The organism is Acidisoma silvae (genome assembly GCF_020618775.1).
Classification (GTDB): Bacteria; Pseudomonadota; Alphaproteobacteria; order Acetobacterales; family Acetobacteraceae; genus Acidisoma; species Acidisoma silvae.
In genome coordinates this window covers 217,702-237,240 of the sequence record NZ_JAESVB010000006.1, presented here as the reverse complement: position 1 = coordinate 237,240, position 19,539 = coordinate 217,702, and the positions used below count along the sequence as shown (strand labels likewise).

The 19,539-nt window shown below is 63.2% G+C and carries 20 protein-coding genes; 12 read left to right on the top strand and 8 right to left on the bottom strand.

What is annotated here, in order from left to right:
• The first annotated feature begins 90 nt into the window (after positions 1-90).
• On the top strand, positions 91-1,785 hold the full coding sequence (gene leuA / locus ASILVAE211_RS15325; protein ID WP_456304496.1) for a 2-isopropylmalate synthase: 1,695 nt from the start codon (positions 91-93) through the stop codon (positions 1,783-1,785).
• Positions 1,782-2,555 (top strand): class I SAM-dependent methyltransferase, encoded by a 774-nt coding sequence (locus ASILVAE211_RS15320; protein ID WP_227322207.1) that lies wholly within the window; start codon positions 1,782-1,784, stop codon positions 2,553-2,555. Before leuA ends, ASILVAE211_RS15320 begins: the two co-directional genes overlap by 4 nt.
• Positions 2,556-2,936: 381 nt before the next feature.
• On the opposite strand, the gene ASILVAE211_RS15315 is transcribed toward ASILVAE211_RS15320, so the two are convergent.
• The 3 genes from ASILVAE211_RS15315 to ASILVAE211_RS15305 form a co-directional block, all read right to left on the bottom strand.
• Positions 2,937-3,140, bottom strand: a complete 204-nt coding sequence (locus tag ASILVAE211_RS15315) for a hypothetical protein (protein WP_227322206.1) — start codon at positions 3,138-3,140, stop codon at positions 2,937-2,939.
• A 188-nt stretch (positions 3,141-3,328) separates the two neighbouring features.
• Entirely contained in the window at positions 3,329-3,673 is a 345-nt protein-coding gene (locus tag ASILVAE211_RS15310) for a hypothetical protein (protein WP_227322205.1), read from the bottom strand.
• Between the two features lie 13 nt (positions 3,674-3,686).
• Entirely contained in the window at positions 3,687-4,694 is a 1,008-nt protein-coding gene (locus tag ASILVAE211_RS15305) for a hypothetical protein (protein ID WP_227322204.1), read from the bottom strand.
• 552 nt (positions 4,695-5,246) lie between these two features.
• Between ASILVAE211_RS15305 and pdhA the strand changes: the two genes are divergently transcribed.
• From pdhA to ASILVAE211_RS15270, 7 genes are all read left to right on the top strand, one after another.
• Complete coding sequence (pdhA, locus tag ASILVAE211_RS15300; RefSeq protein ID WP_227322236.1) at positions 5,247-6,206, top strand: pyruvate dehydrogenase (acetyl-transferring) E1 component subunit alpha; 960 nt, start codon at positions 5,247-5,249, stop codon at positions 6,204-6,206.
• 5 nt (positions 6,207-6,211) lie between these two features.
• Positions 6,212-7,570 carry a pyruvate dehydrogenase complex E1 component subunit beta gene (locus ASILVAE211_RS15295; RefSeq protein ID WP_227322203.1) on the top strand — a complete coding sequence of 453 codons (1,359 nt, stop codon included), beginning with the start codon at positions 6,212-6,214 and terminating at the stop codon, positions 7,568-7,570.
• A gap of 14 nt (positions 7,571-7,584) precedes the next feature.
• Positions 7,585-8,868 carry a pyruvate dehydrogenase complex dihydrolipoamide acetyltransferase gene (locus ASILVAE211_RS15290; RefSeq protein ID WP_227322202.1) on the top strand — a complete coding sequence of 428 codons (1,284 nt, stop codon included), beginning with the start codon at positions 7,585-7,587 and terminating at the stop codon, positions 8,866-8,868.
• 25 nt (positions 8,869-8,893) lie between these two features.
• Positions 8,894-9,376, top strand: coding sequence for a GNAT family N-acetyltransferase (locus tag ASILVAE211_RS15285; protein WP_227322201.1), 483 nt, complete (start codon positions 8,894-8,896; stop codon positions 9,374-9,376).
• 37 nt (positions 9,377-9,413) lie between these two features.
• Positions 9,414-10,811 carry a dihydrolipoyl dehydrogenase gene (gene lpdA, locus ASILVAE211_RS15280; protein WP_227322200.1) on the top strand — a complete coding sequence of 466 codons (1,398 nt, stop codon included), beginning with the start codon at positions 9,414-9,416 and terminating at the stop codon, positions 10,809-10,811.
• Positions 10,812-10,873: 62 nt separating this feature from the next.
• Entirely contained in the window at positions 10,874-11,836 is a 963-nt protein-coding gene (gene lipA, locus ASILVAE211_RS15275) for a lipoyl synthase (protein ID WP_227322199.1), read from the top strand.
• Positions 11,836-12,309: a type II toxin-antitoxin system RatA family toxin gene (locus ASILVAE211_RS15270; RefSeq protein ID WP_227322198.1), complete on the top strand. Its 474-nt coding sequence runs from the start codon at positions 11,836-11,838 to the stop codon at positions 12,307-12,309. Before lipA ends, ASILVAE211_RS15270 begins: the two co-directional genes overlap by 1 nt.
• Positions 12,310-12,327: 18 nt before the next feature.
• Here ASILVAE211_RS15270 and ASILVAE211_RS15265 read toward each other — a convergent pair whose 3' ends face one another.
• Entirely contained in the window at positions 12,328-12,723 is a 396-nt protein-coding gene (locus tag ASILVAE211_RS15265) for a winged helix-turn-helix transcriptional regulator (RefSeq protein ID WP_227322197.1), read from the bottom strand.
• A gap of 109 nt (positions 12,724-12,832) precedes the next feature.
• On the opposite strand from ASILVAE211_RS15265, the gene sugE reads away from it, so the two are divergent.
• Positions 12,833-13,153, top strand: coding sequence for a quaternary ammonium compound efflux SMR transporter SugE (sugE, locus tag ASILVAE211_RS15260; protein WP_227322196.1), 321 nt, complete (start codon positions 12,833-12,835; stop codon positions 13,151-13,153).
• Between the two features lie 16 nt (positions 13,154-13,169).
• Here the strand turns inward: sugE and ASILVAE211_RS15255 are convergent, their stop codons facing one another.
• From ASILVAE211_RS15255 to ASILVAE211_RS15245, 3 genes are all read right to left on the bottom strand, one after another.
• Complete coding sequence (locus ASILVAE211_RS15255; protein WP_227322195.1) at positions 13,170-13,487, bottom strand: HigA family addiction module antitoxin; 318 nt, start codon at positions 13,485-13,487, stop codon at positions 13,170-13,172.
• A 110-nt stretch (positions 13,488-13,597) separates the two neighbouring features.
• Positions 13,598-14,623 (bottom strand): purine-nucleoside phosphorylase, encoded by a 1,026-nt coding sequence (locus ASILVAE211_RS15250; RefSeq protein WP_227322194.1) that lies wholly within the window; start codon positions 14,621-14,623, stop codon positions 13,598-13,600.
• A gap of 76 nt (positions 14,624-14,699) precedes the next feature.
• Positions 14,700-15,929, bottom strand: coding sequence for an energy transducer TonB (locus tag ASILVAE211_RS15245; RefSeq protein ID WP_227322193.1), 1,230 nt, complete (start codon positions 15,927-15,929; stop codon positions 14,700-14,702).
• Positions 15,930-16,111: 182 nt separating this feature from the next.
• On the opposite strand from ASILVAE211_RS15245, the gene ASILVAE211_RS15240 reads away from it, so the two are divergent.
• Positions 16,112-17,491 carry an ethanolamine ammonia-lyase subunit EutB gene (locus tag ASILVAE211_RS15240; RefSeq protein WP_227322192.1) on the top strand — a complete coding sequence of 460 codons (1,380 nt, stop codon included), beginning with the start codon at positions 16,112-16,114 and terminating at the stop codon, positions 17,489-17,491.
• A 2-nt stretch (positions 17,492-17,493) separates the two neighbouring features.
• Positions 17,494-18,264 (top strand): ethanolamine ammonia-lyase subunit EutC, encoded by a 771-nt coding sequence (eutC, locus tag ASILVAE211_RS15235; RefSeq protein WP_227322191.1) that lies wholly within the window; start codon positions 17,494-17,496, stop codon positions 18,262-18,264.
• Positions 18,265-18,285: 21 nt separating this feature from the next.
• Here eutC and ASILVAE211_RS15230 read toward each other — a convergent pair whose 3' ends face one another.
• Positions 18,286-19,467: a hypothetical protein gene (locus ASILVAE211_RS15230; protein ID WP_227322190.1), complete on the bottom strand. Its 1,182-nt coding sequence runs from the start codon at positions 19,465-19,467 to the stop codon at positions 18,286-18,288.
• Positions 19,468-19,539: the final 72 nt, after the last annotated feature.

Sequence of the window (19,539 nt, the reverse complement as noted above, 5' to 3'; positions counted from 1 at the left end):
CGCGTGCGCTGAACGGCCAGCCCGCGACCGTATGACGCCGTCCTGATCCGCCTGACGCTGCCCTGAAGGACTAGAGGACTAGAGACTGCCATGATGATCACCAATCCGGCTTCCAAATACCGCCCCTTCGCGACCGTCGACCTGCCGGACCGGCAATGGCCCAGCAAGCGCATCACCCACGCGCCGCGCTGGTGCGCGGTTGACCTGCGCGACGGCAATCAGTCGCTGATCGACCCCATGGACGGGGAGCGCAAGCGCCGCTTCTTCGACCTGCTGATCAAGACCGGCTTCAAGGAAATCGAAGTCGGTTTCCCTTCCGCCTCCCAGACCGATTACGATTTCGTCCGCAGCCTGATCGACGGCAATTTGATCCCGGAAGACGTCGCCATCCAGGTTCTGACGCAAAGCCGGGAAGAGCTGATCCGCCCGACGATCGAAAGCCTGGCCGGCGCGCATCGCGCCATCGTGCATCTGTATAACGCGACGTCCGAAGTCTTCCGCCGCCTGGTCTTCAATCAGGACAAGGCCGGCACCATCGCGCTGGCGGTATCCGGCACGAAGCTGATCAAGGAACTCACGGAACAGCACCCGGAAACGATCTGGACCTATCAGTATTCGCCCGAGACGTTTTCCTTCACCGAGCCGGAATTCGCGCTGGAAATCTGCGAAGCGGTGATGGATGTCTGGCAGCCGACGCCGGAACGCCCGATCATCCTCAACCTGCCGGCGACGGTGGAAGTGGCGACGCCGAACGTTCATGCCGATCAGATCGAATGGTTCTGCCGGACTATGACCCGGCGCGATTGCGCCATCATCTCTCTGCATCCGCATAATGATCGCGGCACCGGCATCGCGGCGGCCGAACTGGGCCTGATGGCGGGCGCCGATCGTGTTGAGGGCTGCCTGTTCGGCAATGGCGAGCGTACCGGCAATGTCGATATCGTCACCATGGCGATGAATATGTACACCCAGGGCGTCGATCCGGAGCTGGATTTTTCGGACATGCGGAAGGTCGTCAGCACGGTGGAGCATTGCAACCAGATCGCGGTCCATCCGCGTCATCCCTATGCGGGCGAACTGGTCTTCACCGCTTTCTCGGGATCGCATCAGGATGCGATCAAGAAGGGTTTCGCCGCCCGCAAGAAGCAGAACGATGCCATCTGGGAAGTGCCTTATCTGCCCATCGATCCGGCGGATATCGGCTGCTCGTACGAGGCCGTCATTCGCGTCAACAGCCAGTCCGGCAAGGGCGGCGTCGCCTGGGTGCTGGAGCAGGATCAGGGCCTGCGCCTGCCGCGCCGGTTTCAGATCGCCTTCAGCCGCGTCGTGCAGGAAATTGCCGACCGCACGAAGCGCGAGACGACGACGGCGGTCATCGTGGAAGCCTTCCGTCACACCTATGGTCTGGACGGGTCGGGGCGCTTCTCGCTGGTCGATTACAGCGTCTCGGGTGTTGATAAGTCCGGCGCGCCGCGCACCTTTACCGGCCGCGTCGAGGTCGACGGGCAGACGCGCAGCATCACCGGCCAGGGCAATGGTCCGCTGTCCAGCTTCGTCGATGCGCTGAACACCAATTTCGGTATGCATCTGGATATCGTCAATTACGACGAACATGCCATCGGCACCGGGTCCGGCACGCAGGCGGCGGCCTATGTCGAATGCGTGCTGCCGGATGGCAAATCCGTCTTCGGCGTCGGTATCGACGTCGATAGCGGCGAGGCGTCCATGCGCGCGGTGCTGAGCGCCGCCAATAACGCCGACAGCGATATGGGAGTGGCGAAATGAACGGCATCAGCCAGGCGGAAACGGTCGAAAATCAGTTCGGGCCGCGCGCCGCCGAATATCTGACCAGTGCGGTTCATGCGCAGGGCGAGGATCTGGCGCATTTCTCGGCCATGCTGGTGGAAGACGGGGCCGGCAGCCGCGTGCTGGATATGGGCTGCGGCGGCGGGCATATGTCCTTCGCGGCGGCGCCCTTCGTGCGCGAGGTCGTGGCCTATGACCTGTCACCGGAAATGCTGTCCGTCGTGGCGCATGCGGCGGGCGAGCGCGGCTTGGACAATCTGCTGACCGAGCAGGGTGAGGCCGAAGCGCTGCCCTTCGAGGACGGCAGTTTTGACTGGGTCGTCTCGCGCTTCAGCGCGCATCACTGGACAGGCTGGCGTGCCGGCCTGCAGGAGGCGCATCGCGTCATGCGTCCCGGCGGTCGCGGCGTCTTTATCGATGTCGTGTCACCCGGCGCGCCTGCGCTGGATACCTATCTGCAATCGGTGGAAGTGCTGCGCGATACCTCGCATGTGCGGGACTACAGCGCTGGCGAATGGGAAGCCACTTTGGCCGATAGCGGCTTCATGGTGCAGGCCACGCGCCGGCACCGCCTGCGCATGGATTTCACGACCTGGATCGCCCGGATGCGCACGCCGGAGGTGATGGCGAACGCCATCCGCGCCTTGCAGGGCGCGATGGCGGAGCCCGTGCGCCGGCATTTCGCCATCGAAGCCGACGGCAGCTTCATGATCGACGTCGCGACCTTCGAGGTCGTGCGCGGGTTCTAGCGTCCGTCGGGTTTTTGTCGCAGCAACGTCATCCCCGCATGCGCGGGGATGACGGGGACGAGGCTATTCCAAACAAGTTCGCGAAACTAAAGACCGGAACCGAAAGCCGTCTTCTTCAGATCAGCGAGCAGTTCCACCGTCACGGCAACGGTTCTCGTTGGTAGAACGGCATCGACGCTGCAATACGGACAAAGGGCCGTCGCGCCATCGTCTGTCCAAGCAATGATTTTGTGCGGTGCAAATAGTTTGCAGCAATAGAAGCATCCGCAAAATTCGCTCTCTTCTACGGCACGGCGATTGTGCCGGGACGCCATACTTGCGGCGTTGTATGAGACATTTGCCATGGTGATTTTTTTCAAAGGTAAGCAATAGGTGAAATATTTACCTCAGTACGAAGCGTCCGCTTTCATAGTCTAAATTCTTTCCGCGAAAGCGCATGAAATCATCATCCGCAACGGCGATGGCTATCTCAATTCCGTCCACAATCAGTAAATCGCCAGGAGCGATATCATCTTTCTCGTCGTACAAGCCGATGGCAGGCTGTGACTCAATCGCGCCCTTGTTCAAAGATGAGTCGAGCCACATGAGCGCGGGTATCCCCTCCTTGTGAAAGCGGCTTCTGAATTCGCTGAGAATAACCGCTATGCGTTTCTTCGCTTCAGCGGAAAGGGAAAGTTGAAGCGCGTTTGCATCCTCACCGCCGCTGATTATAGTTCAAGATTTGATCGATTAGAATTATCGGATGAAGCGACGCTATGCTTAGGGACATGTGTTCAGCCAAACAGTTCCGGCAGAGCAAACCACAGGCCGCCGAGAGCAGGTTCGGCGAAGCTCCAGCCGCTCCATTCAATGATGATTTTACGGGCTATCTCTTCAGGGGTTGATCCGTAATGAGGTTGTTCGATCCAGTCACGCCCGGTGCCTCGGCCGCCGCGAACCGGCTTTGCACCATGCTGGATCAACGTGATTATGGTACGTTTCACGGCTTCGGTCAGTTTTTCGCCCTCAAGCCCAAAGTCATGTTGCAGGGTAGGGATGATCTGCCACAGTCCTACGGCGTCGATCGGCAATTCCCCCGGAACAAGGTTGATCCATTCGGTCAGCGTGACATCGTCCAATCGATGCATCGGCTCAGGGGGCATTTTGATGAACTTTAAAGTTTCGGTTAATGCGTGTTGTTTTTGAATAGTGAATATCGATGGTTATTCCGTGCTGAACGCTCATGCGGATGCCGAAAATCTCACCATCAGACAACTCATATATATCGCCATCGTAGCTTTCATCTGTCTGAAGTTCGCGAGCGTCTTGGAGAAGTTCCTGCTTAATTTTCTCGAACTGGTCAGGTGTGACGGTTCTCACGTTTTTATTCGAGCCTTCTACCCATCCAACTCTTTTTCCGCCTGGGACTAAAATCCTAGAAAGCTCTGTTTCGCCATTATAGCTTGGTTCGTCCTTCCTGCTGTCGAGAATGATCGGCTTGTTCTCGGTCGTGGGGCGGCCAGGGCGAACGAGGACCGGTGGCAGGGCAGGAGTGTAGCCTGGATTCCGTTTTGCGGGTGGCGATGGCGTGAAGCCGCTTTCGCCGGGTTTGCGTCTTGGTTGGTCCGGCGGCACCAGACCGGGTAAAGGCGGACTGGGTGGCGGCATATCGAAAGACCGTTGGCCTTTCGCGCGGAGTTCCACCAACGCGTGGCGCAGCGCCTGTTCCTCGCCCGCGCCGGCCGGCTCCGGTCGCAGCAGGATCGCGCCAGCGGCAAGTGGCGGGGCGAGTTCCGCGAGACTGTCCAGGGCCACAGCCGCCGCTCGTGCGGCTTCCTGGCTTGCCAGTTCATCCAACATCACCTGCGCCGAGCGGATCAGCACGGCCCGGCCTTCAGCGCGCGCGGTCGTGCCGCCGAAGGCCGCCAGCAGCGTCTTGGGATCGGTATAGGTGCCAGGCATCGGCGTCCGGTGCGCTGGCAGGCGCGGCGGCTGTCGGGGCGGTCTGGCGATGCGCGGTACCACCGATCGGGCGTCATGCGGCTGGAACTGCTGCGCGTCGGCATGAGCCACTGAGGTGGCCGTCTCGTCCGGAGGCAGCCAATCGTCGCCCGGAGAGATCGGCAGCAATGCAGGCGGCAGAGCGCTGCCCGGACGCATGCGCAAGGACGCCGGAAATTTCATCGAACCGGGATGGGCGGCGGCCCAATCGGCTGGCAGGCTTGCGCCCTTCGGCACGAAGCAGAAGAGCAGGCGCAGATGCGTGAAGGGTGGCGGATCGGTCTCTGGCATGGCATATCAGCCACAAAATGTTAGATTAACTAACAAAATTTGGAATGAAATTGCAACAAAATTTTACACCGCGCCGTAATCCTCACTGTTTCAGCGGGCCGAGAGCCCGTTTCCGCAAGAGTTGAGAAGGCAAGGCGCGGATTCCGGCAACAACCGGTCGAAATAAGGGGCAGATGGGTAATGCCGTGTCGAGCTCCGCCCGGCGCCGGACAGGCCGATCAGGGACTTAACCACAAATCAGTTAACGTCTTATATTGCATTGCAACATAAGGCTTTTTCGCCATCGACTTGTGGCGGCGGACAGGAATGGCTAGGTGTCGGACCAGAGTTTTCGACGACGGGCCTAGAACCGGCGACAGGGAGAAGAGCATGGCCCAGGCAGCGGCACCCCGCAAACGGACCAAAACCCCCGAGGTATCAATGGGCAAGGACGACCTCCTCCGCTTCTATCACGACATGCTGCTGATCCGGCGGTTTGAGGAGAAGGCGGGGCAGCTTTACGGCATGGGGCTCATCGGCGGCTTCTGCCATCTCTATATCGGCCAGGAGGCGGTGGTCGTGGGCCTGCAGGCGGCGCTGAAGGAGGGTGATCAGGTCATCACCAGCTATCGCGACCACGGCCATATGCTGGCCACCGGCATGGAAGCGCGCGGCGTCATGGCCGAGCTGACCGGCCGTGAGACCGGCTATTCCCGCGGCAAGGGCGGGTCCATGCATATGTTCAGCAAGGCCCGCGGCTTCTACGGCGGCCACGGCATCGTCGGCGCCCAGGTCTCCATCGGCGCCGGCCTCGGCTTCGCCAACTGGTATCGCGGCAATGACAATGTGTCCGTCACCTATTTCGGCGAAGGCGCGTCCAACCAGGGCCAGGTGTTCGAGAGCTTCAATCTCGCCGCCCTGCTGAAACTGCCGGTCGTCTTCGTCATCGAGAATAACCGCTACGGCATGGGCACCAGCGTCGAGCGCGCCTCAGCGTCGAAAGACCTCTCCAAAAACGGCAGCCCTTGGGGCATTCCCGGGCTGCAGGTGGACGGCATGGATGTCGTCGCCGTCAAGGAAGCGGCGGAACAGGCCATTGCCCATTGCCGCGCCGGCAACGGCCCCTTCCTGCTCGAAATGAAGACCTACCGCTATCGCGGCCATTCCATGTCCGATCCGGCGAAATACCGCACGCGTGAGGAAGTGCAGAAGATGCGCAGCGAGCGCGACTGCATCGAGGCCGTGCATCACCTGCTGACCGCACAAGGCGTGGACGAGGCCGAGATCAAGAAGATCGACGATGCGGTGAAGGCCGTGGTTCAGGATGCGGCGGATTTCGCGCAGACCAGCCCCGAACCCGATCCCAAAGAACTCTGGACCGATATCCTGGTGGAGGCCTGATCCTTATGGCGACCCAGATTTTGATGCCCGCTCTGTCCCCCACCATGACAGAGGGCAAGCTCGCGCGCTGGCTCAAGAATGTCGGCGATGAGATCAAGGCCGGCGATGTCATCGCCGAAATCGAGACCGACAAGGCGACGATGGAAGTGGAAGCGGTGGATGAGGGCAAGCTCTCCTCCATCCTCGTCGCCGAAGGCACCGAGGGCGTGGCCGTGAACACGCCGATCGCCGAAATCGGCGGCAATGGCGCGGCCGCTGCCGCGTCGGCCGCTGCCGCACCGGCAGCAGCTCCTGCGCCGGTGGCGGAAGCCCCGGCACCCGTCGCCAATTCCGCCCCGAGCTTGGCCCCCACGGTCGCGGCCGCCGCGCCGGAGAAGGACTGGGGCGCCACCAAGCCCATCACCGTCCGCGAAGCGCTGCGTGACGCCATGGCGGCCGAGATGCGCCGTGACGGCGACGTGTTTCTGATGGGTGAGGAAGTCGCCCAGTATCAGGGCGCCTATAAGATCAGCCAGGGCCTGCTGGACGAATTCGGTCCTCGCCGCGTCATCGACACGCCGATCACCGAACATGGTTTCACCGGCATGGCCGTGGGCGCGGCCATGAGCGGGCTGAAGCCGATCGTGGAATTCATGACCTTCAACTTCGCCATGCAGGCGATAGACCAGATCATCAACTCCGCCGCCAAGACGCTGTATATGTCCGGCGGCCAGATGGGCGCGCCCATCACCTTCCGTGGCCCCAATGGCGCGGCGTCCCGCGTCGCGGCCCAGCACAGCCAGTGCTATGCGTCCTGGTACGCGCATTGCCCCGGTCTGAAGGTTGTCTCCCCCTGGTCGGCGGCGGACGCCAAGGGCCTGCTGCGCGCCGCCATCCGTGACCCCAACCCGGTCATCGTGCTGGAAAACGAAATCCTCTACGGCCAGACCTTCGACTGCCCCACGGATGAGGACTTCATTCTCCCCATCGGCAAGGCCAAGGTCGAACGGCGCGGCGAGCACGTCACCATCGTCGCCTTCAGCATCATGGTCGGCGTTGCCATGCAGGCCGCCGAAGCGCTGGCCGAGCAGGGCATCAGCGCCGAGGTCATCAACCTGCGCAGCCTGCGTCCGCTCGATACCGCGACCATCGTGGAAAGCGTCAAGAAGACCAGCCGCCTGGTAACGGTGGAAGAGGGCTGGCCCTTCGCCGGCATCGGCGCCGAAGTTGCCATGCAGATCATGGAAAACTGCTTCGATTACCTGGACGCCCCCCCGGTTCGCGTGCATGGGCTGGATGTGCCGCTGCCTTATGCCGCCAATCTTGAAAAGCTGGCGCTGCCGCAGCCGGCCTGGGTCGTCGACGCCGTTCGCAAGATCGTCTGAGGGAGCGCAAGCCCATGGCCATCAATATCCTCATGCCGGCGCTGTCCCCCACCATGACGGAGGGTACGCTCGCCCGCTGGCTCAAGAAGGAAGGCGAGGCAGTGAAGGCCGGCGATGTCATCGCCGAGATCGAGACCGACAAGGCGACCATGGAAGTGGAAGCCGTGGACGAAGGCATCCTGGGCAAAATCCTGGTCGCCGACGGCACGGAAGCCGTGAAGGTCAATGCGCCGATCGCCATCCTGGTGCAGGAAGGCGAGGCCGTGCCGAGCGGCGCTGCGCCCGCGCCGGCCCCTGCCGCCGCAACCCCGGCTGCCGCTGAAGCGCCGAAAGCCGCCGCGACGCCGAGTGCCGTGCCGGCCTTGAACGGCCATGACAAGGGTTCGCGGATTTTCGCCTCTCCGCTGGCCAAGCGCATTGCCGGGGAGAAGGGGATCGACCTTTCCGCCGTCAAGGGTTCCGGCCCCAACGGCCGCATCGTCCGCGTCGATGTCGAGGGGGCCAAGGCCGCGCCGGCCGCTGCCGCCGCGCCGGCTCCGGCTGCCGTTACCGGGGCACCGAAGCCCGTCGCGCCCGCACCGAAGGCAGCCCCCATCGCCGCGCCGCATACGCTGGTGCCGCATACCACCATGCGCCGGGTCATCGCCAAGCGCCTGACCGAGAGCAAGCAGACCGTTCCGCATTTCTATCTGACGATGGATGTGGAACTCGACGCGCTGCTGAAGTTGCGTGGAGAGCTCAATGCGCGCTCCTCCAAGGACGGCGGTTCGTCCTTCAAGCTCTCCGTCAATGACATGGTCATCAAGGCGGCGGCGCTGGCGCTGCGCCGCGTGCCCAAGGTCAATGCCAGCTTCACCGATGAGGGCGTCGCCTTCTATGACGACGTTGATATCTCCATCGCGGTCGCCATCCCGGATGGGTTGATCACGCCCATCATCCGTAAGGCCGACCAGAAGGGCCTGGCGACGATCAGCAATGAGATGAAGGACCTGGGCCTGCGGGCGCGGGCCGGCAAGCTGAAGCCGGAGGAATTCCAGGGCGGCGGCTTCTCCATCTCCAATCTCGGCATGTTCGGGGTGAAGGACTTCCAGGCCATCATCAATCCGCCGCAGGCCGCCATTCTGGCGGTCGGGGCCGGTGAACCGCGCGCCGTGGTCAAGAACGGCGAACTGGCCATCGCAACTGTCATGTCAGCGACGCTTTCCGTCGATCACCGTGTGGTAGACGGTGCGCTCGGCGCGGAATGGTTGCAGGCTTTCAAGGCCATCATCCAGGAACCGCTCAACCTGATGCTGTGACCGGACGGGCTGCGGGGAACTGACCATGACGGGCGTGACGCTTCGCCTCGCGACGCCCGAGGATGTGCCAACCATCCTCGGCTTCGTGAAGGCTCTGGCTGCCTTCGAGCATCTGGAAGACGAGGTCCAGGCGACGGAAGCGGATTTCCACGATTCCCTGTTCGGCACGCCGGCGCGCGCCGAAGCGCTGATCGCGGAACTGGGCGGCAAGCCCGCCGGCTTCTCGCTCTGGTTCTATAATTTCAGCACTTTTCGCGGCCGGCACGGGCTTTACGTGGAGGATATCTATGTCGATCCCGCGCATCGCGGGGCTGGCATCGGCCGCAAGATCTTCCGTTTCCTGGCTCAGCGCGCCATTTCCCAGGGCTGCGCCCGCATGGATTGGGATGTCCTGAACTGGAACAGCAACGCGATCGGCTTCTATCGCTCGATCGGAGCCTTTCCGCTTGATGGCTGGACCCGCCAGCGCCTGACCGGGCCGTCCTTGACGGCGCTTGCCGAAAGCTGACGGCGCCGATCGCCGTTTCGATAGAGAGGAAATAGTCATGGCCGAGCAAAGCTTTGATGTCGTGGTCGTCGGCGGTGGCCCCGGCGGCTATGTCGCCGCCATTCGCGCGGCCCAGCTTGGCCTGAAGACAGCCGTTGTGGAGCGCGAGCATCTGGGCGGCATCTGCCTCAACTGGGGCTGTATCCCGACCAAGGCCCTGCTGCGCAGCGCCGAGGTGTCCCACATGCTGGCCCATCTCGATGAATTCGGCTTTTCGGCCGACAACATTAAATTCGACCTCGACAAGGTGGTGAAGCGCTCACGCGGCGTCGCCAAGCAGCTCGCCACCGGCGTCGGTTTTCTGCTTAAGAAGAATAAGGTCACCGTCATCGACGGCGCGGCCAAGCTGGCCGGCAAGAACACGCTGACGGTGGAGAAGGACGGCAAGGTGGTCGCGACCGTCAAGGCGCCGCATATCATCCTTGCCACCGGCGCCCGCGCCCGCGAACTGCCGGGCATCGAGGCGGACGGCAAGCTGATCTGGAACTACAAGCACGCCATGGTGCCGACCATGATGCCGAAATCCCTGCTGGTGATCGGCTCGGGCGCCATCGGCATCGAATTCGCCAGCTTCTACCTCAATATGGGGGCGAAGGTGACGGTGGTCGAAGTCATGGACCGCATCCTGCCGGTGGAGGACGAGGAAATCAGCGCCTTCGCCCGCAAGTCCCTGGAAAAGCAGGGCATGGTCATCCAGACCGGGATTGCCGTGAAGGGCGTGAAGAAGGGGGCGGATAATGTCACCGTCACTATCGAGGTCGCCGGCAAGCCGCAGGACATTACGGTCGATCGCGTCATCTCGGCGGTCGGCATCGTCGGCAATGTCGAAAACCTTGGTCTGGAAGAGGCCGGCGTAAAGGTGGATCGCACGCATATCGTGGTGGACGGTTTCGGCCGCACCGGCGTGGACGGGCTCTATGCCATCGGGGATGTCGCCGGGCCGCCCTGGCTTGCGCATAAGGCGAGCCATGAGGGTGTCATCGTCGCCGAGCTGATCGCCGGCAAGCATCCGCATCCGCTCAATGCCGGCAATATTCCGGGCTGCACCTATTGCCGTCCGCAGGTCGCCTCCGTCGGTCTCACGGAAGCGAAAGCAAAGGCCGCCGGCCATGAGGTCAAGGTCGGCCGTTTCCCCTTCATCGGCAACGGCAAGGCCATTGCCATGGGCGAGCCCGAAGGCATGGTGAAGACCGTCTTCGACGCCAAGACCGGCGAGCTGCTGGGCGCGCATATGGTCGGTGCCGAAGTCACGGAAATGATCCAGGGCTATGTCATCGGCCGCACGTTGGAGACGACCGAGGCCGAGCTGATGGAGACGGTCTTCCCGCATCCGACCGTCAGCGAAAGCATGCATGAGGCAGTGCTTGACGCTTACGGCCGGGCCATACACTTCTAGGCCGTCAGAGCTGTTCCCTTGGGCGTTGCGCCCAAAGGCGGCTCTCGGCGAGGATAGGATCCATGGCCACGCGGCTCGTCATCGACCATCGTCATCCTGAAAAGGCCCATCGGCCCGACAATCCGGTCGCGCGCAGCAAGCCCGACTGGATCAAGGTCCGTGCGCCGCAGCATCCGGTCTATCATGAGACACGGGCCTTGATGCGCGACCACAAGCTGGTCACGGTCTGCGAGGAAGCGGCCTGTCCGAATATCGGCGAATGCTGGTCGCAGAAACACGCCACCATGATGATCATGGGCGATACCTGCACGCGCGCCTGCGCCTTCTGCAATGTTCGCACCGGCATGCCGGACGCGCTGGACGCCGATGAGCCGAACCGTGTGGCCGATGCCGTCGCCAAGCTCGGCCTGCGCCATGTCGTGATCACATCGGTGGACCGGGATGACCTCGCCGATGGCGGGGCCAGACACTTCGCGGCCGTGATCGGTGCCATCCGCCGCGCCGCGCCTGAGACGACGATCGAAGTGCTGACGCCGGACTTTCTGCGCAAGCCGGGATCGGTTGAGATCATGGCCGAAGCGGCACCCGACGTCTTTAACCACAATCTGGAGACGGTGCCCCGGCTCTATCCCACCATCCGTCCCGGCGCGCGCTACTACCAGTCGCTGCGCCTGCTGGACCATGTGAAGATGCTCAATCCGTCGATCTTCACCAAATCCGGCATGATGGTGGGATTGGGTGAGGCCAGGCCCGAGGTCGGGCAGGTGATGGACGATCTGCGCATCGCCGATGTCGATTTCATCACCCTCGGCCAATATTTGCAGCCGACGCCGAAACACGCCTCCGTCGCGTCCTTCGTGACGCCGGATGAATTCGCCGATTATGCGTCGCTGGCGCGGGCCAAAGGGTTCCTGATGGTCTCCGCCACGCCGCTGACCCGCAGTTCCTATCACGCGGATGCGGATTTCGCGCAGCTTGCCGCCGCCCGTGCGGCGCAGCTGGCCAAGAAGGTTGCGGCAGACTGATGCCCCGCTACGCCGAGCAAAAACGCGTTCCCTACACGCCGCAGCAGATGTTCGATCTTGTGGCGGATGTCGGCAAATATCCGCAATTCCTGCCCTGGTGCGTGGGCGCGCGCATTCGCAGCCGCACCGAAACGCAGCTGGTCGCGGATCTGACGATCGGCTTCGGTCCCTTCCGCGAAAGCTTCACCAGCCGGGTGACGCTCGACCCCTCGCATACCATCATGGTCCATTACGAAAACGGGCCGTTCAAGTATTTGAACAACCGCTGGATCTTCAAGCCCGACCCGCAGGGCTGCCTGATCGATTTCTTTGTCGATTTCGAATTCCGCAGCCGAGTCCTGCAAATGGCCATCGGCACCGTCTTCGCGGAAGCCGTGCGCCGCATGGTCTATGCCTTCCTCAAGCGCGCCCGCGACGTCTATGGCGCGCCCACCGCCACGATCAGCGTTCAGCCGGCCGTCGCCAAAGGCTGACGGCAGCTATCCCGTTTCTCAGTCGTTGCGCGCCACCCGCTCTGCATAGAGCGCGCGAGCGGCTGCCAGTGCCGGAAAATTCTCCTCCGCCCAATGATCGAGCAGCACCAGCATCCGGGTGAGGGATAGGCCGAGTTCGGTCAGCGAATAATCGACATGCGGTGGATTGGCGTCATGGTCGCAGCGGGTCACAAGCCCATTGCATTCCAGATCTTTCAGCGTCTGGGTCAGCATTTTTTGCGACAGGCCGCCGATCTTGCGCAGCAGCGCGCCATTGCGCGCGGTACCATCCTCAAGCGCCGTCAGCACCAGGATAGCCCATTTCGAGGCGATCAATTCCAGCGCATCGCGGGCCGGGCAAGCCGCGTCGAAAACGCTGGCGGGGCGAAGTGAGGCGGCAGGCTCGATGGGCATGGCAATCCGCCTATAGGTACTTTGAGGTGCGTACTTGTCTAAATGGTTCTGCCGCTCAAAAAGAACCAGCGCGTCTCAGGCCGGGCTCGCTTTGCGGGAGTGAAATGTTATGAACTGGCTGTTTCTCGTCGTTGCCGGATGCCTGGAAATCGCCTGGGCGATTGCCATGAAATATTCAGAGGGTTTCACTAAACTGGTGCCGAGCGTCCTGACGGTTGTGCTCGTCATCGCCAGCATGTCACTCCTCAGCCTGTCGTTAAAAACACTCCCCGTCGGTCTGGCCTATGGCGTCTGGACCGGCATCGGCACGGTCGGCACGGCCATTCTGGGAATCCTGCTCTTCGGTGAACCGGCTGGCGTGGCGCGGCTCTGCTGCATGGGGCTGATCGTCGCCGGCATCGCGGGATTGCGCATCCTCAGCGCGGGGTAGCGGTCTGCCTGTCCGGTCAGGCAGCAATCGCCATTTTCGCACGGGCTTCAGCCAGATCATGGGCCGATTGCAAATTCATCCATAGTTCGGCGGACGTGCCGAAGCGCTGCGCGAGCAATAAGGCTGTCTCGGCCGTGATCCGGCGCGATCCGTTGAGGATCGCCGAAATGCGGTTTCCGGGGATGCCCAGCTCGGCGGCCAGCATGCGGGCGGACAATCCGGTGGGACGCATAAACTCCTCCAGCAGCACGTCTCCCGGGGTTAGCGGCGGAAGCGGCGCGCCGGATGCGATGTCGTTAAGATCAAGACCATGGAGGTCTTCACGCTTGATCACCAGTGATGTCCTCTATCCATGATAGTCGACGATCTCGACTTCGGTGGCATTTCCATTCTGCCAAGCAAAGCAGACGCGGAATTGACTGTTTCCGGTTCATCAAGCCGGGGTCAGTTTTGCGGCACGCCGTTTTCCCACGCAGGCCAATGCGTGACGATAGCCTGCACCAGAGGATTGCCGCTGCGATAAAGGTTTTCGAGCGCAATCATAAAGGCACCCTGTTGCTGGTAGTTCAGCAGATTATCGGCATCATTGCCGCCCGGCGGCGGGCGGTCGAAATCGGACCCCGTGCGCAGCACGGCAATGCGGCTGTCATCGGCCAGTCCTGCCGATGTCGCGCGCTCCAGCACGTCGTAGGTTGCGTTATCCTCCTGCTGAGTGGTGCAGTACTTGCCCTTGCCGTCCGTCAGCAGCTTGGTCCAGGCCTCCGCGCGCTCACCCAAAAGCGTGCCGCTCCACCAGGTATCGCCGGATAGGGTGTCGCATTGCAGGACGGTCGGCGGCTGGCCGCCTGGGCCGGGGTAAGGGCGCCGGGCCTTCTGCGCCTCGGGGGCATCGGCCAGCTGCACGGTCTTGGACAGCGCATAGGCGCGGTCGAGCAAAGCCGCGTTGAGTGTAAAAACCTCAGTCTTGTAGTCCAGCGGCGGCTTTTGGTCCGGCCCGGTGGTATTGATGCCCGTATAGCCCGTCGGCCAGGATTTCGGGGCTTCGCGGGAGTCCAGCTCCCATTGCAGGCCCCAGGAAACAAGATAGTGCGCCCAGGCGGCGGAGCCCAGCGTGCCGTAGCGGGGATTGATTCCGGCAATGCCGGCGACCAGCCAATAGGTTTTCCGCAAATCGAATTGCCGGGAATAGACCAGGGCAGAGACGGAGGCGGCGGCATTGACCTCTCCCATCCCCGTCGTCAGCAGGCAGATGCCGCTCGTGCTGCAATGGATCGCGGGATAGTCGGGGCTGAGGCCCGGCACCGGAATGCTCTCGGTCAGCGGCAGGTTTTTCTGCCAGACGCCCCCTTCGGGACCGAAAAGAGAGACGATCATCACCTTGACGGGGATCGGCGTGGCGGCCTGCGCGGCGCTTGTGCAAAGAACCAATGCGCTGAGGGCCGCGACTGCCAGCCGGGTGTGAAACCGCATTTCGCCTTGCTCCGTTCGAAGGCGGCTACTCTGCCGGTTGTTTCCGCAGCGGAGCAAGAGCGGCGTCAGACCGGCCTCAATGCAGGATCTGGTAATGCATCGTGGCCGTCACCGTCACCGTGTTGGATTTCGCATCCGGGGTTAGCGGTGGCAGATCGGCATTGCGGAACAGCCCGAGCCATTCCTGGTCGAGCAAGGCGAAGCCGGTTGGCGTTACCATCTCGAGCTTGATGACGTGACCGGCGCGGTCGACGGTGAAGCGCACGGTCACATCGCCCTGCTGCCCCATTTCCCCGGCCATTTCGGGATAGGTCGCGCGCTGGTTCACCCATTGCTCAAGCTCGGACAGCCAATTGGTGCCGGGGTCGCCCTTCACGGCCAGGTCGCTGCCGGAATTGGCCTGCATCGAGGACGGCAGGTTCAGGTTCATGCCCTGCGTCTGGCCGCCATTGCCGCCGCCGCCGTTGAAGGACATGCCGTTCATTATCACGCCTTGGCTGAAGGTCGAGCTGCGGCCGTGACCGGATCGGCGTGCCTGCGCCGTCCGCTGCTGTGCCGGGCGGGCCGGCGGCGGTGGTGGCATGGGCGGTGGCGGCGGCAGGTTCATCGGCTGCAATTCGGGCATCGGCGGCAGTGAAAGATTCACTTCTGCTGGCTGATTGTCGGTCAGCACCGAAGGCAGCGGCACGGGCGCCGGGACAGGCGTCGGCGTTTTCGGCTCTGCCGGCGCGGGGGGCGGTGGCGGTGGCAGGTTGATCTTGGGCAGCGCCGGCGGCGGCTTTGGCGCGGCCGGTTGCGGCGCGGGCGGTTTGGGCAGTGCGGGCGCTGGCCGCGGTGTCGGCGGCACAGGTTTGAGAGCCGGAACCGGCTGAGGCGGCGGCGGTTGCGGTGCAGGTGGCACCGGTTTGGGTGGCTCGGGCTGTGGCGCTGGTGCGGGCGGCGGCGAGGCCTGAACGGTGTGTTCGGGCCGGGGGCTACGCTGTCCCTTGGGGGCAGCCGGGCGCGTGGGTTCCGGCGCGGCATGGCGCGGGGGCGCCGAACTCGTCTTCTCGCCCGGCTGAAAGACCACATCCACCGCATTGGTCGGCGGCGGCTCCGGCGGCGTCTTGTTCGGGAAGGTGATGATCATCAGCGCCAGCGCGGTCACATGCAGCGCCAGGGAGAGGCCGGCCGACCAGGTCAGCACATTGCGCGGCCGCTCCCGCCTGCGGCGTGGCACCATCGGTATCCGGTCCAGGCGCGCCCGGACCGCGCGCGGCGAATCCCCGGCGGAAGAGAGTTTCGGCGTACGCCGCAGGCTGACCATTCTGTCCGACGCAGGCCTTCGAGAGAGGAACGAGACTCGCATAGCACGGTCCGCGGCGCGCGGTAACGCCCGCCGCGCCTGAGTTTTGCAACACGCGCTTTCAGCGGTCCGATTTATGCTTAAGCTTCGGCGTGAGACTGTTACAGTCCGGCGGGGCTGGCCCGAGGTGAGGAGTTGTCCGCATGTATGCTCATTCCATAGGCGGTACCCGCTTTTCGTTTCCTGACCTCAAGACGCTGCTGGCCCGCGCCACGCCGCACCGGTCGGGCGACGTGCTGGCTGGCGTCGCGGCCACCACCATGGCGGAGCGTGTGGCCGCCCAGATGGCGCTGGCCGATCTGCCGCTCAAAACCTTCCTGTCCGAGGCCATCGTTCCCTATGAGACGGACGAGGTGACGCGGCTCATCGTCGATACGCATGACCTGTCGGCATTCGCCCGTATCGCGCATCTGACCGTGGGCGGCCTGCGGGACTGGCTGCTGTCGGACGAGGCCGATAGCGCCGTCCTGGCCGCCATCGCGCCGGGGCTGACGCCGGAAATGGCGGCGGCGGTCTCCAAAATCTGCCGCGCGCAGGATCTCATCCTCATCGCCGCCAAATGCCATGTCACGACGGCCTTCCGCGATACCATCGGCCTGCCGGGTCGGCTCGCCTCCCGCCTCCAGCCCAATCACCCGACCGATGACCCCAAGGGCATCCTGGCCAGCATCGTCGACGGCCTGCTGCTGGGCTGCGGCGACGCGGTCATCGGCATCAACCCGGCCTCCGATAGTCCGCAGCGCGTGCATGACCTGCTGTCCATGCTGGACGATCTGCGCCAGCGGCTGGAAGTGCCGACGCAAAGCTGCGTGCTGACGCATGTGACGACGGCGATAGACCTCATGGCCGGCGGCACGCCCGTCGATCTCGTCTTCCAGTCCATCGCCGGGACGGAAGCGACCAATACCAGCTTCGGCTTCAGCCTAGCCACGCTGCAAGAAGCGCACGAGGCGGCGCTGGCGCTCAAGCGCGGCACGGTCGGCGACAATGTCATGTATTTCGAAACCGGGCAGGGCAGTGCCTTGTCGGCCGACGCCCATCACGGCTGCGACCAGCAGACGATCGAGGCGCGGGCCTATGCGGTGGCACGCCGCTTCTCGCCGCTTCTGGTCAATACCGTTGTCGGCTTCATCGGTCCGGAATATCTTTATAACGGCAAGGAAATCATTCGCGCCGGGCTCGAGGATCATTTCTGCGCCAAGCTGCTCGGCGTGCCGATGGGCTGCGATGTTTGCTATACCAACCATGCCGAGGCCGATCAGGACGACATGGATTTGCTGATGACTTCGCTTTCCGCTGCCGGCCTTACCTTCATCATGGGCATTCCCGGTGCGGATGATGTGATGCTGGGCTATCAGAGCACCTCCTTCCATGACGTGCTGGCTTTGCGGCAGATGCTGGGGCTGAAGCCCGCGCCGGAATTCGCGTCCTGGCTGGATCGCGTCGGCCTGACGGATGCGGCCGGGCGCGTGCGGCCGCTGGATATGCCGGAACGCTTCCAGACCCTGCTGACGGCGGCCTGATCATGTCCATCGACCGTTTTGAGACTTTGCGGAAATTCACGGCCGCCCGCATCGGCCTCGGCCGCAGCGGGCCGGGCATCGCGACACCGGACCATCTGGCCTTTCGCGCCGCCCATGCGCTGGCGCGGGACGCCGTGCATACCGAACTGGACCTTGCGGCATTGGCGGCGTCTCTCAGCCCGCTTGGCCTGCCGGTGCTGCGGGTGGAAAGCCGGGCGCCCGACCAGCAGACCTACCTGACGCGGCCGGATTTCGGCCGGCGGTTGAGCGATGCTTCCGTCACGGCCTTGCAGGCGCGCGAGCAGGGCGAGGAGATTGCGGTTCTGGTCGCGGGTGGCTTGTCCGCTTTTGCCACGGCCAGCCATGCGGCCAATCTGCTGGCGCTGCTGGTGCCGGGCTTTCGGCAAGCGGGCCTGACGGTCGGGCCCATTTGCATCGCGCCGCGCGGGCGCGTGGCGCTGGGCGATGAGGTCGGCGCGCTGCTCGGCGCGCGGCTGGTTCTGGTGCTGATCGGGGAGCGGCCGGGCCTGTCCTCCCCCGACAGTCTCGGCGCCTATATCACGGTCGCACCCAGGCTGGGCCGCACGGATGCCGACCGCAACTGCATCTCCAATATCCGGCCCGAGGGCATGGTGCTGGCGGAAGCAGCCCGCCGGATCCTGTGGTTGACCGATCAGGCCATGACACGCGGCATCAGCGGCGTATCCCTCAAAGACGACAGCGACCGCGTGCTGCTGGCGGCATCGGCGCAAGGGCAATTGCTGACCGGGTGAGGCGCCCGCTGCCGGGAAGGCTCACATCAGGAAATTCGCCTGCTGATACCACAGCATGACAGCGGCGGCCTGGATCATGGCGCTGAGGCAAAGCAGGGACGTCCGGTATTCCGCCGGCAGGCGCTCCAGACAGGATGCGATGAGCAGTGCCGCGACCGGACTGGCAAAAATCAGCCGTGGCATTGCAAACAATGCCGAACCGGTCGCAATCGCGATCGTGACCAGCAAAATGGCGGCCTCACGGCGAAGATTGGCGCAGAAGCCATAAAGACTGAGCGCGATACCAAGCAGGGTGGTGATCGCCATATAGCGCAGGCTTGGCAGATGACCGGGCAGAAAAGCCTGCACCGTCAGGTCAGGCACCAGCATGCCGCCGATGATATTGTACAGCGGATTGCGCCATGTCCGGTGCCAGGCGCTTTGAACATGCGCGAATGCCAAAGCGTCGCCGGTTTTGAAATGCAGATAGAGCATGAAAAGCATCAGGCCTATCGCACCGATCGCGCCGAAAAGGATGAGATCGCACGTTGACTTGATGACGGCAGAGCGTGACCGGTCATGGGCGATCTCCGCCTCCCATTGATAAAGGCCGATGATCGCGAGGATCGGCGCGGCCGTTGGCCGGCTTGCCGTGAACAGGGCCGCGCATAGCGATGCGGCATACAGCCGGCCGGAGCGGCGCAGCAGCAGCACAAGCATCAGCAGGATGCCGTAGCAGGTCTCCGAATATGGCACGTGGTAGTACAGGCTGGTCGGCAGGCTGGCGGCGACAAGAATGGTAAGATGCGGATTGATGCGGTGGAATTTGCTGCCATAGAGGCCCGTAATCGCCAGCATTGCCGGAAACAGGACATTGTTGAGGGCCAGCGCCGCGGCCGTATAGCCTGCACCTGTTGCCAGATGGATAAGCCGCGTGAGTTCCGGAAAGGCAGGAAAAAAGGCCCAATTTTCCTGCTGTCCCACAGGAATTGTGCCTAAGGGACTGCTGCTATAGCCCGCTTTCGCGATGCCCATATACCAGTCGCAGTCCCAGGCGCAGACCGCATGAAGCGGCTGCGGAAATGCCTGCGCGATCACGACGTAATAGATCAGAAACAGGGCGCTGGTGACGTAAGAAAAAGCCAGGAGCCGCAGACATTGATTTTGATAGATCGACGCCGATGGCGCGTCTGTGTTCGCGAATGCTTTTGAAGGCTCAGGCATCGGTCAATCTTTGAAGCGTGCCGCCTGCGTTTATGGCGGGGCGGTGAGCGCGTCAATCACGTGGCAGTGGGG